Origin of the sequence: Pseudomonas sp. D4-21 (assembly GCF_051132125.1) — a bacterium.
In the GTDB taxonomy this organism is placed as follows: domain Bacteria; phylum Pseudomonadota; class Gammaproteobacteria; order Pseudomonadales; family Pseudomonadaceae; genus Aquipseudomonas.
Map to the genome: position 1 here is coordinate 2,371,217 of NZ_CP071664.1, position 17,132 is coordinate 2,388,348.

9 protein-coding genes and 4 pseudogenes are annotated in these 17,132 nt (G+C 55.3%); 7 read left to right on the forward strand and 6 right to left on the reverse strand.

The window, feature by feature from the left end; genetic code table 11:
• Positions 1–517 precede the first annotated feature (517 nt).
• The gene (locus J3Q04_RS10845) at positions 518–2,140 is read right to left on the reverse strand and encodes a methyl-accepting chemotaxis protein (RefSeq protein WP_434606263.1); all 1,623 of its coding nucleotides are present in this window, start codon (positions 2,138–2,140) and stop codon (positions 518–520) included.
• A gap of 726 nt (positions 2,141–2,866) precedes the next feature.
• Here J3Q04_RS10845 and J3Q04_RS10850 point away from each other — a divergent pair.
• Positions 2,867–3,477 (forward strand): annotated as a pseudogene (locus J3Q04_RS10850) (polysaccharide lyase family 7 protein).
• A 1,054-nt stretch (positions 3,478–4,531) separates the two neighbouring features.
• On the opposite strand, the pseudogene tnpC (J3Q04_RS10855) reads toward J3Q04_RS10850, so the two are convergent.
• The 3 genes and pseudogenes from tnpC (J3Q04_RS10855) to J3Q04_RS10865 form a co-directional block, all read right to left on the reverse strand.
• Positions 4,532–5,761: pseudogene (gene tnpC, locus J3Q04_RS10855) on the reverse strand (IS66 family transposase); the annotation flags it as partial.
• A gap of 81 nt (positions 5,762–5,842) precedes the next feature.
• Positions 5,843–6,178: an IS66 family insertion sequence element accessory protein TnpB gene (gene tnpB / locus J3Q04_RS10860; RefSeq protein WP_434606260.1), complete on the reverse strand. Its 336-nt coding sequence runs from the start codon at positions 6,176–6,178 to the stop codon at positions 5,843–5,845.
• A gap of 534 nt (positions 6,179–6,712) precedes the next feature.
• On the reverse strand, positions 6,713–8,053 hold the full coding sequence (locus J3Q04_RS10865) for an HD domain-containing phosphohydrolase (protein ID WP_434606258.1): 1,341 nt from the start codon (positions 8,051–8,053) through the stop codon (positions 6,713–6,715).
• Between the two features lie 771 nt (positions 8,054–8,824).
• Between J3Q04_RS10865 and J3Q04_RS10870 the strand changes: the two genes are divergently transcribed.
• Positions 8,825–10,636: a DAHL domain-containing protein gene (locus J3Q04_RS10870; RefSeq protein WP_434606255.1), complete on the forward strand. Its 1,812-nt coding sequence runs from the start codon at positions 8,825–8,827 to the stop codon at positions 10,634–10,636.
• Complete coding sequence (locus J3Q04_RS10875) at positions 10,633–12,045, forward strand: ATP-binding protein (RefSeq protein ID WP_434606253.1); 1,413 nt, start codon at positions 10,633–10,635, stop codon at positions 12,043–12,045. Before J3Q04_RS10870 ends, J3Q04_RS10875 begins: the two co-directional genes overlap by 4 nt.
• Positions 12,046–12,220: 175 nt before the next feature.
• On the opposite strand, the gene J3Q04_RS10880 is transcribed toward J3Q04_RS10875, so the two are convergent.
• Both J3Q04_RS10880 and J3Q04_RS10885 read right to left on the reverse strand, forming a co-directional pair.
• On the reverse strand, positions 12,221–13,126 hold the full coding sequence (locus J3Q04_RS10880) for a polyprenyl synthetase family protein (RefSeq protein WP_434606251.1): 906 nt from the start codon (positions 13,124–13,126) through the stop codon (positions 12,221–12,223).
• 181 nt (positions 13,127–13,307) lie between these two features.
• Positions 13,308–13,442 (reverse strand): hypothetical protein, encoded by a 135-nt coding sequence (locus tag J3Q04_RS10885; RefSeq protein ID WP_434611700.1) that lies wholly within the window; start codon positions 13,440–13,442, stop codon positions 13,308–13,310.
• Here J3Q04_RS10885 and fni point away from each other — a divergent pair.
• The 4 genes and pseudogenes from fni (at position 13,380) to tnpC (J3Q04_RS10905) (ending at position 17,102) form a co-directional block, all read left to right on the forward strand.
• Positions 13,380–14,296: pseudogene (gene fni / locus J3Q04_RS10890) on the forward strand (type 2 isopentenyl-diphosphate Delta-isomerase). The gene J3Q04_RS10885 and the pseudogene fni sit on opposite strands and share 63 nt — an antisense overlap.
• Before the next feature lie 78 nt (positions 14,297–14,374).
• Positions 14,375–14,749: a lycopene cyclase family protein gene (locus J3Q04_RS10895; RefSeq protein WP_434606248.1), complete on the forward strand. Its 375-nt coding sequence runs from the start codon at positions 14,375–14,377 to the stop codon at positions 14,747–14,749.
• Entirely contained in the window at positions 14,677–15,603 is a 927-nt protein-coding gene (locus J3Q04_RS10900) for a phytoene/squalene synthase family protein (protein ID WP_434611603.1), read from the forward strand. Before J3Q04_RS10895 ends, J3Q04_RS10900 begins: the two co-directional genes overlap by 73 nt.
• Positions 15,581–17,102, forward strand: a pseudogene (gene tnpC / locus J3Q04_RS10905) (IS66 family transposase). Before J3Q04_RS10900 ends, tnpC (J3Q04_RS10905) begins: the two are co-directional and overlap by 23 nt.
• The last annotated feature ends 30 nt before the right edge of the window (positions 17,103–17,132 follow it).

The following is a 17,132-nucleotide window of genomic DNA, read 5'->3' on the forward strand; positions in this document are numbered from 1 at the left end:
TCAGGATTGCTAGAGACATCTTCATGAACTCCTCGTTCTTGTCGATCACGTCCGGGGTGCCGCGGACGTGATCAGCGACCCAGCAGGAGGCCTAGCAGCTCGATCCTATTGGACAGCTCGTTGATTGCAGCCTAGTGCGCGGGCTGGTTTTCGTTGATTATGTGAGCATTGAATCGTAGCAGTCCCGAACGGCGGAGAATGCAAAGCCTCGAAGGTTCGCGACTCCGGGGCTTCTATTATCGCCTCCATCCCTTAATAGATAGCGAACGTACTTTTAGAATACCAATGTTTAACCTTGTTCACTATGCAAAAATCAAGGTTTCTTCCTGCAGGTCACCAATAAGGTGAGATGAATTTACGCAGGGTGAAGGGTTTGGATTGGCAGCAGCGAGCGACTCGATACTCATAAACGGTTTCTCTAAAAAACCGCATATTAACGAGATCATTTGCTATTGCCTGCTGAAGATCCAAACTCCCGAGGCAAACGCTGGCGCTACGGCACCGCACTGGAATTTGCCTAAATACGGAATCGAGTAACTAGTCCATTAAGCTGGACGGCCAGCGATGACAATTCTTGACTGGCTGCGCTAGTTTGATCAGCACCGGCAGAGGTTTGTAACGAGAGGTCACGAATATTCACTAGATTGCGATCCACCTCCCGAGCGACCTGGGCTTGCTCTTCCGAAGCGCTTGCAATCATTAAGTTTCGCTCACTGATTTGACTGATAGAATGGGTAATTGCGTCTAGCGCGTCACCAGCCGATCGTGCAACTTCAAGTGTAATGGTTAAACGCGCATTGCTCGATTGCATCGCTTGAACCGCTTTGTCAGTACCTTTATGCACACCACTGATCACCTGCTCGATTTCTTCGGTTGATTTCTGAGTGCGGTGGGCCAGTGCCCGAACCTCATCAGCGACGACGGCGAATCCACGCCCAGCATCGCCTGCCCTTGCAGCTTCAATTGCTGCGTTCAGCGCAAGTAGGTTCGTTTGGTCAGCAATCGAACGGATCACATCAAGCACAGAGCTGATTTTTATCACTTGCCCCGCAAGCTGCTCGATTTGCGTTGCCGTAGTTGTAACATCTCCAGCCAAAAGATTGATCGACTCCACGGTAGTCATAACTTGCTGACGACCATGCTGAGCGGTAGCGTTAGAAGCGCCGGACGCTTCGGATGTAGATACAGCATTACGAGCTACTTCGTCTACCGCGGCAGTCATTTCATTCACAGCGGTAGCGGCTTGCTCGATTTCGTAATTCTGCTGATGTAATCCGCGAGTCGAGACTTCGGTGACTGAATTGAGTTCCTTCGCCGCTGAGGCCAACTGGTTTGATGCGTCCGAAATGCTGCGGATGGTAATGCGCAGACGGCCTTGCATGGTCTTGAGTGCAGTTAACAGACGTGCCGGCTCATCGCTGCCAACGACAGAGAATTCTTTAGATAAGTCACCTGAGGCCACAGTTTCCGCAACAGTGATCGCTTGCTTAAGTGGTCCCGTAATGCTGCGCGTAAATACGAAAGCCAAGACCACCGTGGCGACAGCCGCTATGACAATAAATATGATGACCCAGTTGAAGGAGGCTTCGTACGTCTCGGCTGAGCGGGCTGCGGCTTTACCAGCCTCTTCCGCATTGATCCCTTGGAGTTTATCGAGCGTCCGAGTCATATCATCTGCGTGACCAGACATCGGGCCACCTACTGCTTGTATGGCCAGCTCACGTTGCCCCTGATTAATCAGAGAAAGAATATTTCTCTGCTCAATAAAGTACAGTCGTTGGAAGGTCAAAAATTGGTCATAGCCTTCCTTTTCTTCAATTGTAGTAACATTTTTTAGATACGCTGCGTTTAATTTGTCTACGTTGGCAGTCAAGGAGTTGAGCTCCTCCAGCGTCTGGGTCAATTTTTCTCCATTGACGAGGAGGGCTCGCATAGTCAGAGCGCGTATGCGCATGATGTCGGTATTAAGATCGCCTAGCGTTACGATGCTTGGAAGCCAGTTCTGGTCAATTTCTGCGGAACCTTTACGCATGTCCTTCATCTGGCTTAATGAGAATAACCCGAGCGCAAGGACAATAATGCCGATAATACCGAAACCAATGGCTGATCTGATGGATATGCTTATATTACGGGTCAACATACGAAGCCTGCCATTAGTGGCGCCGCGGGATCGCAGCGTTAATGCTCGATTTATCGGTTGGTCCGTAGCTGTCTTGAGGAGTGAACGCGTTTCAATTTTGTTGCAAAGAATTTCAGCGTTTTCCTGTCCGAATCAACTGCATATAGAGCAATAAGATCCGCCCACTGCTACCTCAACGTGCGGTGCGAACTCAAGTAGGCTGCGTGGTTGTGCACGTCGCGGATGAAGCTGATGTCGACGTGAGCCAGCGGGCGCTCGATCCAGTCTCGGTTGTATCCGCGTCCGGTCATTTCTGTCGAGAACAGGGGTCGCAAGCCGTGCGGCGACTGCCAACCGATCAATCCATACGCCTCCGAGACGTTGTTTGCTAGCATGTGCCGATTGGTATTGTGGGGTCGCTGCGGTTCGTGAAGAAGTAGCCCAGGTGTCTGGCGAGTGGCGGCCATCCGCAGGTTTAAGATGCTTTTGATGACCGATACATGAGCAGAGACTCTGCGCTGAACTTTTATCGCTTGGCGCGTATGAAACTCCGCGAAGAATATTTATTGAATTCAATGCTCCGTTGATACATTTTTCAGTCACATATGCTGCAAAGCGATGTGCAACGGCTACACATCGCTCCGGCTCCGGCTCCGGCTCCAGACCAGGATCCAGATGCAACGATTACGCCTATTCGAATAGCAGGATGCTGGTGACTAGGTAGGGGACGGTAGCCCGCCAACTACAATTGAAACCCCACGATTGGCGCGAGGATTTAAGGATAAATACTTAGCTCTGAAAATGGCAACCTTTTTTCTGGGTGCCTGTGACCGGTACCAAAACAGCTAATGCTAGTTATACACGCAGCGAATTGCGGGAAACTAACAGTGACGGCAGTCTACGCAATTGGCGTTATCCGGCGGCAGATAACAAATTTCGGGCGAGTCTGGCTATCAACCAAGTGCCCAGCACCGGCAAGATTGTGATCGGTTAGATTCACAATAAGGACAGCAACAGTCCGATGGTGAAACTGGAGTTTCAATATAAAAAAATCAACTTCTACCGGAAGCATAGTCGCGAAGGTGCGCATGCGTCCCGATGACAAAACGGGTCAGGTCGTTACAATTTCGACTGGAGTTCAGCTCAACCGCAACTTTTCTTACCAGCTTCATCTCAGCCCAAAAGGAGCGCTGAGCATTAGTGCTGCCGGATACCATTGGAAAACCACCATCGATTCGAGTTGGAAAACCAAGCCACTGTATTTCAAAGCAGGTGCATATGTGCAAGATAATACTGGGTACGACACCGAAGGCGGAAGAGTGACGTCCAGGATGCTGGAGGTCCACCACAAAATCTAGTCACAAGGAAGGTACGGTGGTGAGGGCCCTGATGAAACGCGCTGCTTTCGCACTCACTTTGGCTGGCAATATTTCGTCGTAGATTACATCGGAAGAGTAACCTCTCACAGAGTCAGGTGGTTAGCAGGCGACCGCTGCTCGATCCGCGTCTTGAAGAGTGGTGGTCGTCGTCTTCGGGATTCGAGAGATGAGGCCGCTCGGGCTACCGGCTATAGAATGCAACGGGCGAAACATCAGCGAGTTGCTAACGGAAGGTCTTGACCTCTGCTTCGGGACATCCTGACGCTACGCCTCTCGCGGGCCTGAGCGCATGCCCAAGGGTGGACGTGTGATAGGCCGTCGTGACCTCCGATGGTTTGGAGGGCAACTGGGGCGTTAGGCCGATATTTGCTGCACCTCCTACCTTCAAGGTCAGCTCCAGCACAGCGGCTTCAAGGCAAGCTGATATTCGTACAACTGCTCTCAGAAATTGGGTATTCGGTGAGCATCGTTTCGACTCCAATCGTTGAATCTTAGGCGTCGCAGCGGGAAGGGCGGAGCCGGTGGCCGGGTGGGGCGTATGCGTCCGGCCAACACACCTTTCTAACTCGGCGCAAATGCGATCCATCTGATGTAAGCAGACGCCACTTTTAGCGGTTCAAGCCGGTATTCCATACCGTTAAGACGCCGTTCCGATTCAGAATCGTTCATAGTCCAGGCCAGTCAACAGTGTGCCCAACCCGGCGCCTCGATTGCCGGCGTTGCACTGAGCCGTAGCCCCAAGGCAAACCTCGTCCGGAGATGGATTCAGCTGCCGATGCCGATAGGTACAGCGCCGTAACCTGCGTTTATTCCGTTGCGCATATTGCTGACTGGAACAAACTCGCAAGCACCATCGTCGAATATTTGCGTGACCTGGCTATTCTATTGTCCTGTCGGATGTCGGCGATGGTCTTAAAAAAGAGGCATCAGACGCTCGGCCAGCCAAATCATATCGGCGTGCGCTGGACTTCTTATGCCGAATTGTCGGCTCGACTGAAGGCGATTGAAATAGTATGGATCGATCTCCAGCAGATCGCTGGGCAACCATCCAGGCATGCAAGGCACCCATCACGGGTACCGCTTTTTCTTGCCGTATTCGACGGCGTATGTCTGGCTCCAGATCCTTGATTTCCCCCTCGATCTCGTACAGCGCCTGCATGTAACGCAAGGCTTGTTCAGCCAGCGTGCTCTTGTGGGTCGCATGCAGTTCGAAGAACTTGCGCCGCGCATGGGCCATGCAGCCAATTTCAGTCATGCCGAGTTCGAAGCTGGCCTTGTAACCGCCGAAATCATCGCAGACCAGCTTGCCCTTCCAGTCTTGCAGAAAGTTACGCGCATGTTCGCCGGCCCGGCTGAGGCTGAAGTCGTAAACGACAGCCGAGGTTTCGCAAAATGGGCTGGTGGCGTAAGCCCAAACGTAGGAACGATGGGTTTTCTTGGTGCCCGGCATGAGCATTTGCACCGGCGTTTCATCAACGTGAACGACCGGCTGTTCAAGCACCACTTCACGCAGCGCATCAACCAGTGGCTGCAACTGCACGCAACAGGCGCCAACCCATTGGGCAAGGGTCGAACGCGGGATAACCAGGCCGGCGCGGCCAAACATGGCTTCCTGGCGATACAGCGGCAGATGGTCAGCAAACTTCGCAATCATGACGTGGGCCAACAAGCCCGCAGTCGGGATGCCCTTGTCGATCACCTGCGCCGGCACCGGTGCTTGGCTCAGTGTTTCGCAACTGTCGCAGACCCACTTACGACGGATATGGCGCTCTACGGTGAACACGCCAGATGTGTAATCGAGCTTTTCGCTGACATCTTCACCGATGCGTTTGAGCGCGCAGCCACAGGCACACTCCGTGTTGTCCGGCTCGTGATGGATCAGCGTGCGGGGAAACTCAGGCGGCAAGGCGCGACGTTTGGGTTTCTGCTTTTCCTGGGTGGGTGCCGGAGTAACTTGCAGCGACTCCAGTTCCGCTTCAATGGCAGCGATATCGGTATCGATCAGATCGTCGAGCAAACTGGCCTGTTCCGGGCTCATTTGTTCGCTGCGTTTGGCGAACTTGAAACGCTTGAGCTGGGCGATCTCGTGGATGAGTTTTTCGATCAACGTTTTGTCGTGATAGATCTTCTTGTCCATGACCTGGACGGTCTTGCCCATCGTTTCAACTTGCTCGTCGAGCGCCGAGACGCGTTGCAGCAACTGCGCCGCGAGTGCACGCAGTTGTTCGGGGTTCAGTTGATCGAGGTCGGAAATCGAAGTCATGCCGCCGATCTTGCCAGATCAGCGTAAACAGGACGACAGGCTGTTCGGACAATTGTGCTGCCGGATGGGGCATGGTTCGGCTTAGAGGACGGAAATGGCGTTTCCGGGACCAACTCTCTGCCATGGCAAGCCCAGTATCAAGGCGTGTAGCTGTTCGGCGCTCAGCTCCATCTGTGAACCGTGGCGCGTGCCAGGCCAAGCGAATTTGCCTTGGTGGAGTCGACGCGCCGCCAACCAGATGCCCAACCCGTTGTGCACCAGGACTTTCATGCGGGTGGCGCGGCGGTTGGCGAACAGATAAGCGCAGTGCGGCTGCGCCGCACCGAACACTGAAATCACGCGGGCCATGGCGGTGTCGGTGCCGGCGCGCATGTCCATCGGCTCGGTGGCGAGCCAGATGGTATCGATGCGGATCATCGCAGCAGATCTCGCAGAAAGGTGGCACAGGCTACGGCGTTTTCGGTTGGCCAGCTCACTTTGACGGTGCCGCGTGGGTGCGGGATTTCGAGACAAATAGTCGACGACGCGGCTTGCGAATTTACTTCGGCTAGCTGCAAGGGCAGGGGAATGAACGCAGGCTGCAGAGCCATGGTTTTCTGCGCTTGGACTCGAATCCATTTATGGACGAGGTTTGCGTTAAGGCAGTGGCTCAGCGCAACTCTGGCAATCGAGGCCCCTGGCTGGGCGCACTCTTAAAGGACCTGAGCCTTGAAGGATTTGGAATAGGAACGGCGTTGTAACTGCGTGAAAGACCCGCTTAAAAGACTAAAAATGGTGTCCACTTATTTTTCAGGTGGACACCATCACCTTTGGCGTTGGGGTCAGGAAGGTGTGTTGGCCGGACGCATACGATCAAGCCGCTGAGGCTCCGAGTCGTCCGTCGGATGTCGCGCAGCCGCAGCGAGCGGGATGCCAAGCACCCCGCGCTCACCGTAGGTGACGCTAAGCGGGCTACTCCAGGCGCTCTGGCGATACGGTAACAAATACGTTGTATTTGGCACCTTCCAGTTGTTCGAAGCCAATGAGCTTCTCAATCAGCGGTCCGCTGAGCACCTTACCGGTATTGAGTAGCAGCATTCCGTTATCAGCATTCAGGTTGCGCGCCAAGACCATGCCGGGTGTGAGCTGACGAGTGCTGAGGATTAGTATCTCCGGATTGGTCAGCAGCGTATCGCGTAGGTGCGCAACGCAAACCTCGATGAAGACTTCCAACATGTCTGGATCGTACAATTTGCCTGCATACGTTCGAATGTAGATGAACGCTTCGTCACTGGTCATTTGTCTTTCAAGAATCAATCCTTTCTGCAGCTCCACGAAGTCCACTGCGAGTTTCAACAATCGAGACCCTACGGGGATCGCATCACCCTTAAGGCGATTGGGAAAACCGCTGCCGTCCCAGCGCTCCTGGTGATGAAGTATGATGCGCGCCGCATCCTTCATCGGGTCCAAGGCCATCAGCAGTGATTCACTTTGCTTAGGGTAAGCTCGGTATAGATCGCGGTCGGTGTGGCGCAACATATCCGACGGCGTAACCATCATGCTATCGGTCCAGCTTAGCTTGCCAAGGTTGTAGAGCGCTGCGGCCATGGTCAAATCGCGGCTAGTGGGCTGATCGAGCCCCTGGCTCTCGCTATAGGCCCTGATGAGTTCGATGACCTGCTGGTTGGTCTGTTTTGTTTTCGGAACGCGGAGGTTGGACAGCTGCGAAAAAACCTCGGTGCCGGTTATATAACTGCGTTTGAGCTCTTCATAAGCAAGGTCGAGCATGTCCGAAGTCTGCTGAAGCTCGGCGGTACGCGCTGCAACGCGATTTTCCAAGGTTGCGTTGAGTGTTTTCAGTTGTATGTACTGTTGGCGAGTGAGCGCTTCGAGCCGCTGGCGTTCGCTTTCGGAGTGCTGGTGGGCGAGAGACTGTTGCAGGGCTATCACCAGCTCTTCATCGTTCCAAGGCTTGCTCAGGTAACGATGGAGCTGCCCCTCATTGATTGCCTTAGTCATGATGCCGACATCGGCGTAGCCGGTGAGCAGGATGCGCATTGTGAAAGGATACAGCTGGCGAATATGTCCCAGCAGCGTGGCACCATCCATGTGCGGCATTCGCGCGTCGGTCATTACCAAATCAACCGGCCGCTCCTTCAATATTTCAAGGGCCTTGGCGCCACTGTCCGCCAGTAAAATTTCGTATGGCTGATTACGAAGGAGGCGACGCAAGCTGTTGAGAATTGACTCTTCATCATCTACTAGCAGTACGGATTGGACCTTGCCCGGAGCGTCCAGCGGTTGAATCTTCATAGTAATTCCTGTGAATAATATCTAACTGACGCCGCTGCAACGCGTGACAGAAGGATGCGTTGCGAGTACTCGCATGCCTGCATGCCGTATTCATTAGCCGATCGACATCCGGATGGGCAATTGGACTTTGGTTGGACGGGGGCACTCTTCTTCGCAGGCACAAGGGGATGTTTGTCGCTTGTGTCTACGGAGACCCAAGCGACAAATGCGGAAATACGCCGGGTCGAAAGCCCCCGAGGTTGATGACCGCTCCGATGTTCGCGGTAGCGTTGTGTGGCGCGGCGATAATATCAGATCAGGGGAATCTGGATAAAACAAGTGCTGGTGCTGTGCCTCTGCCAATTTTTTATCCCCAACCCGCGCTTGGAGGATAACTGCGAGGCCAGGCCATTCGATTCGTGATGCCGGCCGTCTGCCGTTTCTCAAGAAAACAAGCGTCGACCCGATAAATATGGAATTAGAGATCGTCGACCGTGCTGATGACAATACTGGCACGCTCTGGCCCTCTGTCATTTTTTCATTCGGATACCCTGGAATGCGCACCACTGCCCTGTGCCTAAGCTCTTACTTATCTATCATCTCAATCGCGGTGAGCCTCGCGAGGTCCTTACCCGCAGAACCGAACCATCGAGCAGCGGGGAAGCCGCGCACAAGTAAACCAACTGACGTTACAAAACGACCGGCACCGGCCAGCATCGAAGAAAATATCAGAGCTCGTTTTTTGTCTTCCTTGAATGTAAGTAATTGCAAGAAATTACAGCGTGATCCTCAATGACTCTACCTCCAATCTTTCGCTTAGTTGTCCTTTTTTTTAGCATAACTCTGTTGTCAGTCTACTTGGTATTTACGCATGCCGCTTCGGACCGGAATCAAACTGCCCTATATATCAAATCCAAAGATCTAGTACGCCAGCTCAGGCAGCAAGATGCCAATTTGAGTAGAGCAGTTATGGAGTGTCAGCTCAACTCTGAAATGGATGACCACAAAATTAGTGAATCTTCCAAGGAGCTGGCTCGACTTTGGCACGAGCTCGATACTATTGCGTCCAATCCAGTTGGCGCTCTACACCACCCTTGGAACGGGCCCCGAGAAGGTTATCTCAAAGCCGTCGAAGCTAAGCTAAGCATAATTGAACAGCTGAATATGCGCAGTGCAGAACTAGACCGGTCCTTGCAGTTTCTTAATGGTGCCGCGTACGGCATACATGCTCAGTTCTTACGATTGCCTGACGAGGTTAAGTTGCAGTGGCAATACGCCAGCATTGATGTCGCCGACCTCATGCTCGATACGCTGGGGTTCATACGGACCGCTACCCGCGAGCAGGCCGCTAAGGTTGCCCTAGACCTTAGCAATGTGCAAGCCAACGCCGAGCGTCTGCCGGCACCTCTGCGAGCGTCGATAGAAGAGCTGAGTCGGCATGTCCAATTGATACTCAAGCAAACGCCTCAAATATTGGAGCTTCGGCAACATGCAGACACACCGCTGGTGGCGGAAAGTCTAAATGTGATCAGCGATTATTTCGACAAGGAACAGTTGGATGTGGCCGCAGGCCATGACTTCAACCATTACGTGTTAATGGCGTTCTCGGGACTGTTAGCGTTTATCCTGGTCTGCCTGTCCATCCGGCTGAGAAAGAGTTTCGCCCAAATCAGGCGCATGAACGACAGACTACTTTCTTCGAACAAGGAATTGGAAGCTAAGGTCGAGGAACGTACTCGTAAGTTGAAAATTACCCAAAGCGAATTGGTCGACACTGCCCGGCAAGCTGGCATGGCTGAGATTGCCACTAATGTTCTACACAACGTCGGCAATGTTCTTAATAGCGTGAATATTTCCGTTGGCGAAGTCAGCCGCAGGGTGCGCAGCAGTCGAGCTTCCGGTTTGGGTAAGGCTATGCAACTGATTAATGCACACCCCAACGACCTAGGACATTTCCTCACAGAGGACGAAAAAGGCAAGTTACTGCCCGCCTACCTGAACCAACTCGTAGAGGCCATCGCCCTTGAGCATAAAAGCGTAACGGAAGAGCTTAGTCAGCTGACTAAAAGTGTTGAGCATATCAAAGACGTTGTTGCCACTCAGCAATCTTATGCCGGCATAGCCGGCCTGGTCGAAACGCTAGTCGTTAGCTCGCTGATTGAGGACGCTTTGCGCATGAACTTTGGTGCCTTGACCCGCCATCACGTCACAGTGGTGAAGGAATACTGCAGCCTTCCGCCAATCGTCGGCGACAAGCACCGTTTGTTGCTGATCCTGATTAATCTCATCAGCAACGCGAAGTACGCCATGTCGGATGTTCCCGAGGACTCAAGAGAGATCGTCATCAAGGTGGAGGTTCCTGACCCTCAGACATTATGTATCAGCGTCAAGGACGGAGGCGAAGGAATCCTGGCGGAAAATATGCCGAAAATCTTCGCCCATGGTTTTACCACCCGCAAGGACGGGCACGGCTTTGGCTTGCACAGTTGCGCAATTGCCGCTGTCGAAATGGGAGGGACACTAACGGCTCATAGCGAGGGTTTAGGAAAAGGAGCTGTTTTTGCGCTGCAAATTCCTCTAACGCTTGCAGAAGGTGAACGATGAACAGTTTCAGCAACCGGCGGATCCTTCTTATTGACGATACGCCTGCAATTCATAACGATTTCAGCAAGATCCTTACTCCAAAAGATGACAAGCATCATGATCTTGAAACAATGGAGTGCGCGCTGTTCGGGGACGCCCCCAAATCCGCTGAGGCTGAATACGAGCTTGACTCTGCCTACGGTGGGCAGGAAGGGCTGGATAAAATGCTGCGCGCGATGGATAGCGGGCGTCCTTATGCGCTGGCATTCGTGGACATGCGCATGCCTGACGGATGGGATGGTGCCAGGACGATAGAGGAGTTATGGAAGCGAGACCCGTTGCTCCAGGTCGTCGTATGCACTGCCTACGCTGATTATGCTTGGGACGCACTGTTGGAGCGGCTAAACGGAAACGACCGTCTGCTAATCCTGAAGAAACCTTTTGACAATATCGAAATCCAGCAGATGGCCAAGGCGCTCACAGTGAAGTGGGAAATGACCGCGCGGGCCCGAATGCAAACGCACACCTTGGAAGGGTTGATTCAGGAGCGGACCCAGGCGCTGGAACAAACGAGTGTCTTGCTTAAAACGGAAACAGAAGAGCGAAAGCTGCTGGAAATCCAGCTAGTGCAATCTGAAAAACTTGCGTCCCTGGGGCAATTGGCGGCTGGCGTAGCTCATGAGATCAACAACCCTATTGGTTTCATTTCCTCCAACCTGGGCGCTTTGGACGGTTATTTCGGCAATCTTTTCGAGATGTTGAAAGCCTACGACCTAGCCGCGCAGGCCATCGGCTCACCAGAGCAGCTGGCGCAATTAGAAAAACTCCGAGAAGGGTTGGAACTTGACTTTCTGTTGACGGACATTCCGCTGCTCATAAAAGAGTCAAAAGACGGCGTGTACCGTGTCAGCCAGATCGTCGATAACCTAAAGGCCTTTTCACGAGCGGAGTCCAGTCTGTCGTGGGAACTGACTGATCTACATAACGGCGTCGACTCTACGCTGAACATCGTCGCCAATGAGATAAAGTACAAGGCGGACGTGGTCAAGCAATATGCTGTGCTGCCACTTGTAGAGTGCCTGCCGTCACAAATCAACCAAGTAATCATGAATCTGATCGTTAACGCGGGTCAGGCGATCGGCGCCGAACGCGGCACAATCACGCTGCGAACAGGTATCAATGGCGAAACCGTTTGGATCGAAGTTGCAGACACAGGGTGTGGCATTCCCCACGACACTCTCGAAAAAATATTCGACCCGTTCTTTACGACCAAACCTGTCGGCCAAGGCACCGGGTTAGGACTGTCCTTATCGTACGGCATTGTGAAAAAACATAACGGCACCATCTCTGTGCGCAGTGAGGCGGGAGTCGGGACGACGTTCAAAGTTGAGTTACCAGTGCGACAGACTGTGCGAGAGCCAACCCCATGACTCGCTCAACTCCTCATGCTCGACCGTATTTTCGAGCCACCTGCGCAACGGTGGCTACAACGCCGACCGCGACTCGGTTCAATGGTTGACACTCAAGGGCGGCCGTTGTGCATGAGCAGCGGTTCACCGAGAGCTTGGTGCTCAAGCAGGCCATCGCCGGCGACCACAGCCCTGATCAAGCGGGGATCGTCGCCTTTTTGAAGACCATCGCCATAAAGCCGGCAATCATGTCGGCATCATTGAATACCTGACGCAGGTTTCGCTCGGCGTTGGAAATGTGTGTGAAGAGTTGCTGCCTGACCTTTTCCACGCCATAGGTTGAAACGAAGGTGGATTTGCCTAAATCTTTGCCCTGATCCTTGCCACTGTCCGGGCAGCTATCACAGAGATCGTCATACAGCTGGAAAGCCTGGCCCAACTCTATCGCGAAGCGCTGCAAGATCGATCGTACGCGTTCTTCGCTATTGCTGATCAGCCAGGCCATGTCCACGATGGCGCCAAATAAAACGCCGGTCTTGAGATTGTTGGTCAGCGCGATCTGTTCAGGGCTTCGCGGTTGCTGGCCGTCGCGCAGATCTTGCAACTGACCACGCACCAACCCCTGCACGCCCACGGCGTTGGCCGCCAATTCGACGAGCTGGGTTCTGATCGCGGGCGACAATTCGCGGATCGAAGCTATCACACCGAACGCGCGGCTCAACAGCGCGACCGCGGTTAGAATCGCCACATCCTCCCCGAATTTCAAATGCACGGTTGGCCGACCGCGCCTGAGTGAAGCATTATCCATGCACGGCATGTCGTCGAGCACCAACGACGCGGCGTGTATTAGCTCGACAGCGCAACCCAGGTCTAGGGCGCAGGTCCCTTCATGCCCGAGGCCCTCGGCAATGAGGATCAGCAGAATGGGGCGCAGGCGCTTGCCAGGGGCCAAGGTGGATTCACGCATGGCGAGCGCGACCAGGTCGCGCTCGTTGGGACTTTCAGAAAGTAACTCATCAAGACGCTTCTCGATGGACGCGCGTACCTGGGCAAGGCGTTCGGTGAAGCCGACATTGACGATGGCGCCGGAGTCCATGGTCATCGGTGAATATACCTCCGCTGTAGCGAATAGGGGCTGGGCAATTGCTAGACCTGTCACGCTAAAAGTTTGGGAACGACTCTGCTCCATAGCTGCCTTAGTCTGCGTCAGCTTTGTACAAACTTGCGGCCATCACTGGTCAAGAAGTTTGCTCAATCAACGACAACGTCAAGAACAAAATGACTCAAGCGTTTTGGGGCTTGTGATGAGTGATAACGATCTGAGTAGACGCAAGGACGATCACCTGGATATCGCGCTGGGCGGCAGCGCTGGCCTGAGCGGCGCTGGCACGGGCTTCGAGGCCTTGCAGTTCGAGCATTGCGCGTTGCCTGAGTTGAGACCGTTCCGTTGCAATCAATCGCCATCTGGCCGAGGCGGCTCAGGCGCTTGGCATCGCCATGGTGTGGCTCGCAACGGGTGGGGCTGCGCAGCGGAAACGATCAAGGCCTGACCCGCGAACTGCGCCGACTGGCGCCGGACATTGCGTTGTTGGGCAACATCGGCGCTGCGCAGCTGCTGGAGCGGGACGGTCTCGACCTGGCGCGCCGCTCTGTGGATACCCTGCAGGCGGACGCCTTGATCCTTCATTTGAACCCGCTGCAAGAAGCCATTCAGGCCGAAGGCGACCGCGATTGGTGTGGGGTCCTGGAGGCTATCCGCCGTACTGTCGAGACCGTCGGCGTGCCCGTTGTCGTCAAGGAAGTCGGCGCCGGCATATCGGCGCGGGTCGCGCTGGCATTGGCCGCCGCCGGCGTGCAGGTGATCGATGTGGCGGGACTGGGCGGTACGAGCTGGGCGGCGGTCGAAGCTGCCCGCGCGGTGCGGCCGGCGGATCAACGGGTGGCCGAAGCGTTCAGTGGGTGGGGCATCCCGACCGCCATCAGCCTGCAAAATGTTCGACGCGCACTGCCTGACATGCCCTTGATTGCCTATGGAGGCATTCGCAACGGCGTCGACGCCGCCAAGGCCATCTGCCTGGGCGCCGACGTGATTGGCCAGGCGGCGGGGGTGTTGCGTGAGGCCACCCTGTCAACGGCGGCGGTCATCGAGCATTTCGATATCGTCATCAGGCAGATGCGCATTGCCTGCTTCTGCACCGGCTCGGCCAGTCTGGCGGCATTGCGACAGGCGCGCCTGCTACTCGCAACTCCCTCATTGCCCGTCCGCCCATGAGCCATTTCGGAATCGTCGCGCCGGCGTTTCAAAGTCATTTCCATGCGTTTCAGGCCTTGGGGTCCGAGCTAATCGATCGTGGTCATCGCCACCGCGCTCGGTGACCACCTGCGCACCGGCCAGCGCCTTACGCAGGTGAAACCGGATTCGGTGTCCCTGGCCAATGGCGAGCATTTTCAGGCGCGGGCGGTCATCGACGGTCGTGGCGTGCGGAACAGCGATCGGATGATGCTCGAGCGCCAGGCGATTCTCGGGCAGTTGCTGCAGCTGCAGGCGCCCCATGGCCTCGAGGCACCGATCATCATGGATGCCCGAGTGGCTCAAGGGCAGGGTTATCTTTTCGTCTATAAGCTGCCGTTCTCGACTATGCGACTCGCAGCATTGCCGTCGGCTCGAAGAGCTTTGCCGCGGCGCCGCGGCTTTTCGATTCAGCCACGCGCCGCAGCGCCGTGATGCTCTATGCCTGGTGTCGACATTGCGACGACGTGATCGATGGGCAGCACGCGGGCCACTCGGCTACCGCCGTCGGGCAGGATGAGGTCAATCAACGGCTCGCGGCGCTGGTTGCCCAGACGCAGGCCGTCTACGCCGGGCTACCCGTCGATAGCGAGGCGTTGGCGGCGTTTCGCGAAGTGGTGAGTCGCCATCGCATTCAGCAAACCTACGCGCTGGAGCACCTGTCCGGGTTCGCGATGGATGCCCAGCAGCGTCACTACCTGCGTATCAAGGATACGTTGGACTACTGCTATCACGTCGCCGGCGTCGTCGGCTTGATGATGGCGCAAGTCATGGGCGTGCGTGACGAACGCACCCTGGACCGCGCGTGCGATCTGGGCATGGGATTCCAATTGACCGATATTGCCCAGGACATCATCGAGGACGCCGGCGTGGGCCGGTGTTACCTGCCGCGGGAATGGCTGCAGGAGTACTCGATTCCAGAGCAGCACCTGGCGCAGATCCAATACCGAGACGCCCTGGCCGAACTGGCACGGCGCCTGGTGTTCCTGGCAAAGCCTTTCGATAGGAACGCCGAAGCGGGCTTGACGTCGTTGCCGTGGCGCTCGGCCTGGGCGGTGGCGACGGCCAGTGGGGTCTACCGGGAAATCGGCGTCAGGGTCAAACAACGGGCCAGCAGGGCCAGGGAGACGCATGTACCTCATGCTTTGGTACTGGGCTTGCCATGGCAACGGGTCGGTGCTGGCGACTTGATCACAGTGCTGTCACGCCTGCCATTAGCCCATCGGTTGATCGCTGCTGACTTCCGGCTCTGGCACAATCAGCGGCATGACTTCCTCGCCCAATCTTGATCAAATGACACCGGAACAGCTACGTGCCTTTGCCGAACAGGCCTTACAGTTGCTGTCCCAGGTCGACTCGATGAGCCAGAAAATCCACCGCCTTGAGACGGTCAACGAGCAACTCGCTCATGACTCGCCATCCTCAAGCGACACAAGTTCGCCAAGCGCAGCGAACAGCTAAGCCCTGACCAAGGTAGCTTGCTCGACGATCTGCTCGACACTGATATCGCGGCCATCGAGGCCGGGTTAAAGGCGGTCAATCCGCCACCTGCACCGGACAAGCTACGTCAGAAACCCAAGCGTGCGCCGCTGCCACCGCAGTTCCCACGTACAGTGATCCGTCACGAGCCAGAAAACATCCAGTGCGTCTGCGGCTGCCAACTTCAGCGCATTGGCGAAGACGTCAGCGAGAAGCTCGATTACACACCCGGCGTGTTCACCGTCGAGCAGCATGTGCGTGGAAAATGGGCCTGCCGCCAGTGCGAAACACTGATCCAGGCGCCGGTGCCGGCCCAAGTGAGCGACAAGGGCATCCCGACCGCAGGCCTGTTGGCCCATCTGATGGTGGCGAAGCTCGCCGACCGTATACCGCTGTACCGGCAGGTGAAGATTTTTGCTCGGGCCGGGCTGGCGATTGCTCGCTCGACACTGGCGCAATGGGTCGGGCAGACCAGCGTACAACTCCAGCCTCTGGTCGATGCGCTGCGTGAACAAGTGTTGGCCCAAGGCGTGATCCACGCCGATGAGACTCCGGTTCAGATGCTAGCGCCAGGCGAGAAGAAAACTCACCGCGCTTACGTCTGGGCCTACAGTACCACGCCGTTTTCGGCGCTCAAGGCTGTGGTTTATGCCTTCAGTCCAAGTCGTGCAGGTGAGCATGCGCACAACTTCCTTGGGCGGTGGAACGACAAGCTGGTATTCGACGATTTCGCTGGCTACAAAGCTGGTTTCGAGAAAGGCATCACCGAAATTGGCTGCATGGCCCACGCCCATCGCAAGTTTTTCGATCTGCACGTGGCGAACAAAAGCCAGATGGCTGAACAAGCGCTGTACTCGATTGGCGGCTTGTACGAAGTTGAACGCCAGGCTCGGGACATGAGCGATGAGGATCTTTGGCGAATACGCCAGTAAAAGGCAGCCCCGATCATCAAAACGCTGCAGCCCAGCGTGATCTGGTGCCCAACGGATCGGCAACAGCCAGAGCCCTGGATTACAGCTTTAGACGATGGGTAGCGCTGACGCGCTACCTGGACGATGGTGCTGTACCCATCGACAATAACCAATTGGATAGCCAGATCAGACCATGGGCACTTTGGCGCTCAAATTGGTTTTTTGCCGGATCGCTTCGCAGTGGCAAACGGGCGGCCGCGATCATGAGTCTGATCCAGTCGGCGCGCATGAATGGGCATGATCCGTATGCCTATCTCAGGGAGGTACTGACGCGGCTGCTAACGCAAAAGGCAAGTCAGATCGAACAACTGCTGCCGCATCATTTGATAGGTGGCTGATCTGCGCGAGGCTTATTTCCCGTACCTCAC

Coding starts and splice junctions, on each gene's coding strand:
- J3Q04_RS10845 (WP_434606263.1), bottom strand. CDS start 2,140: ATGTTGACCCGTAATATAAGCATATCCATCAGATCAGCCATTGGTTTC.
- tnpB (WP_434606260.1), bottom strand. CDS start 6,178: ATGATCCGCATCGATACCATCTGGCTCGCCACCGAGCCGATGGACATG.
- J3Q04_RS10865 (WP_434606258.1), bottom strand. CDS start 8,053: ATGAAGATTCAACCGCTGGACGCTCCGGGCAAGGTCCAATCCGTACTG.
- J3Q04_RS10870 (WP_434606255.1), top strand. CDS start 8,825: ATGACTCTACCTCCAATCTTTCGCTTAGTTGTCCTTTTTTTTAGCATA.
- J3Q04_RS10875 (WP_434606253.1), top strand. CDS start 10,633: ATGAACAGTTTCAGCAACCGGCGGATCCTTCTTATTGACGATACGCCT.
- J3Q04_RS10880 (WP_434606251.1), bottom strand. CDS start 13,126: ATGACCATGGACTCCGGCGCCATCGTCAATGTCGGCTTCACCGAACGC.
- J3Q04_RS10885 (WP_434611700.1), bottom strand. CDS start 13,442: ATGCTCGAACTGCAAGGCCTCGAAGCCCGTGCCAGCGCCGCTCAGGCC.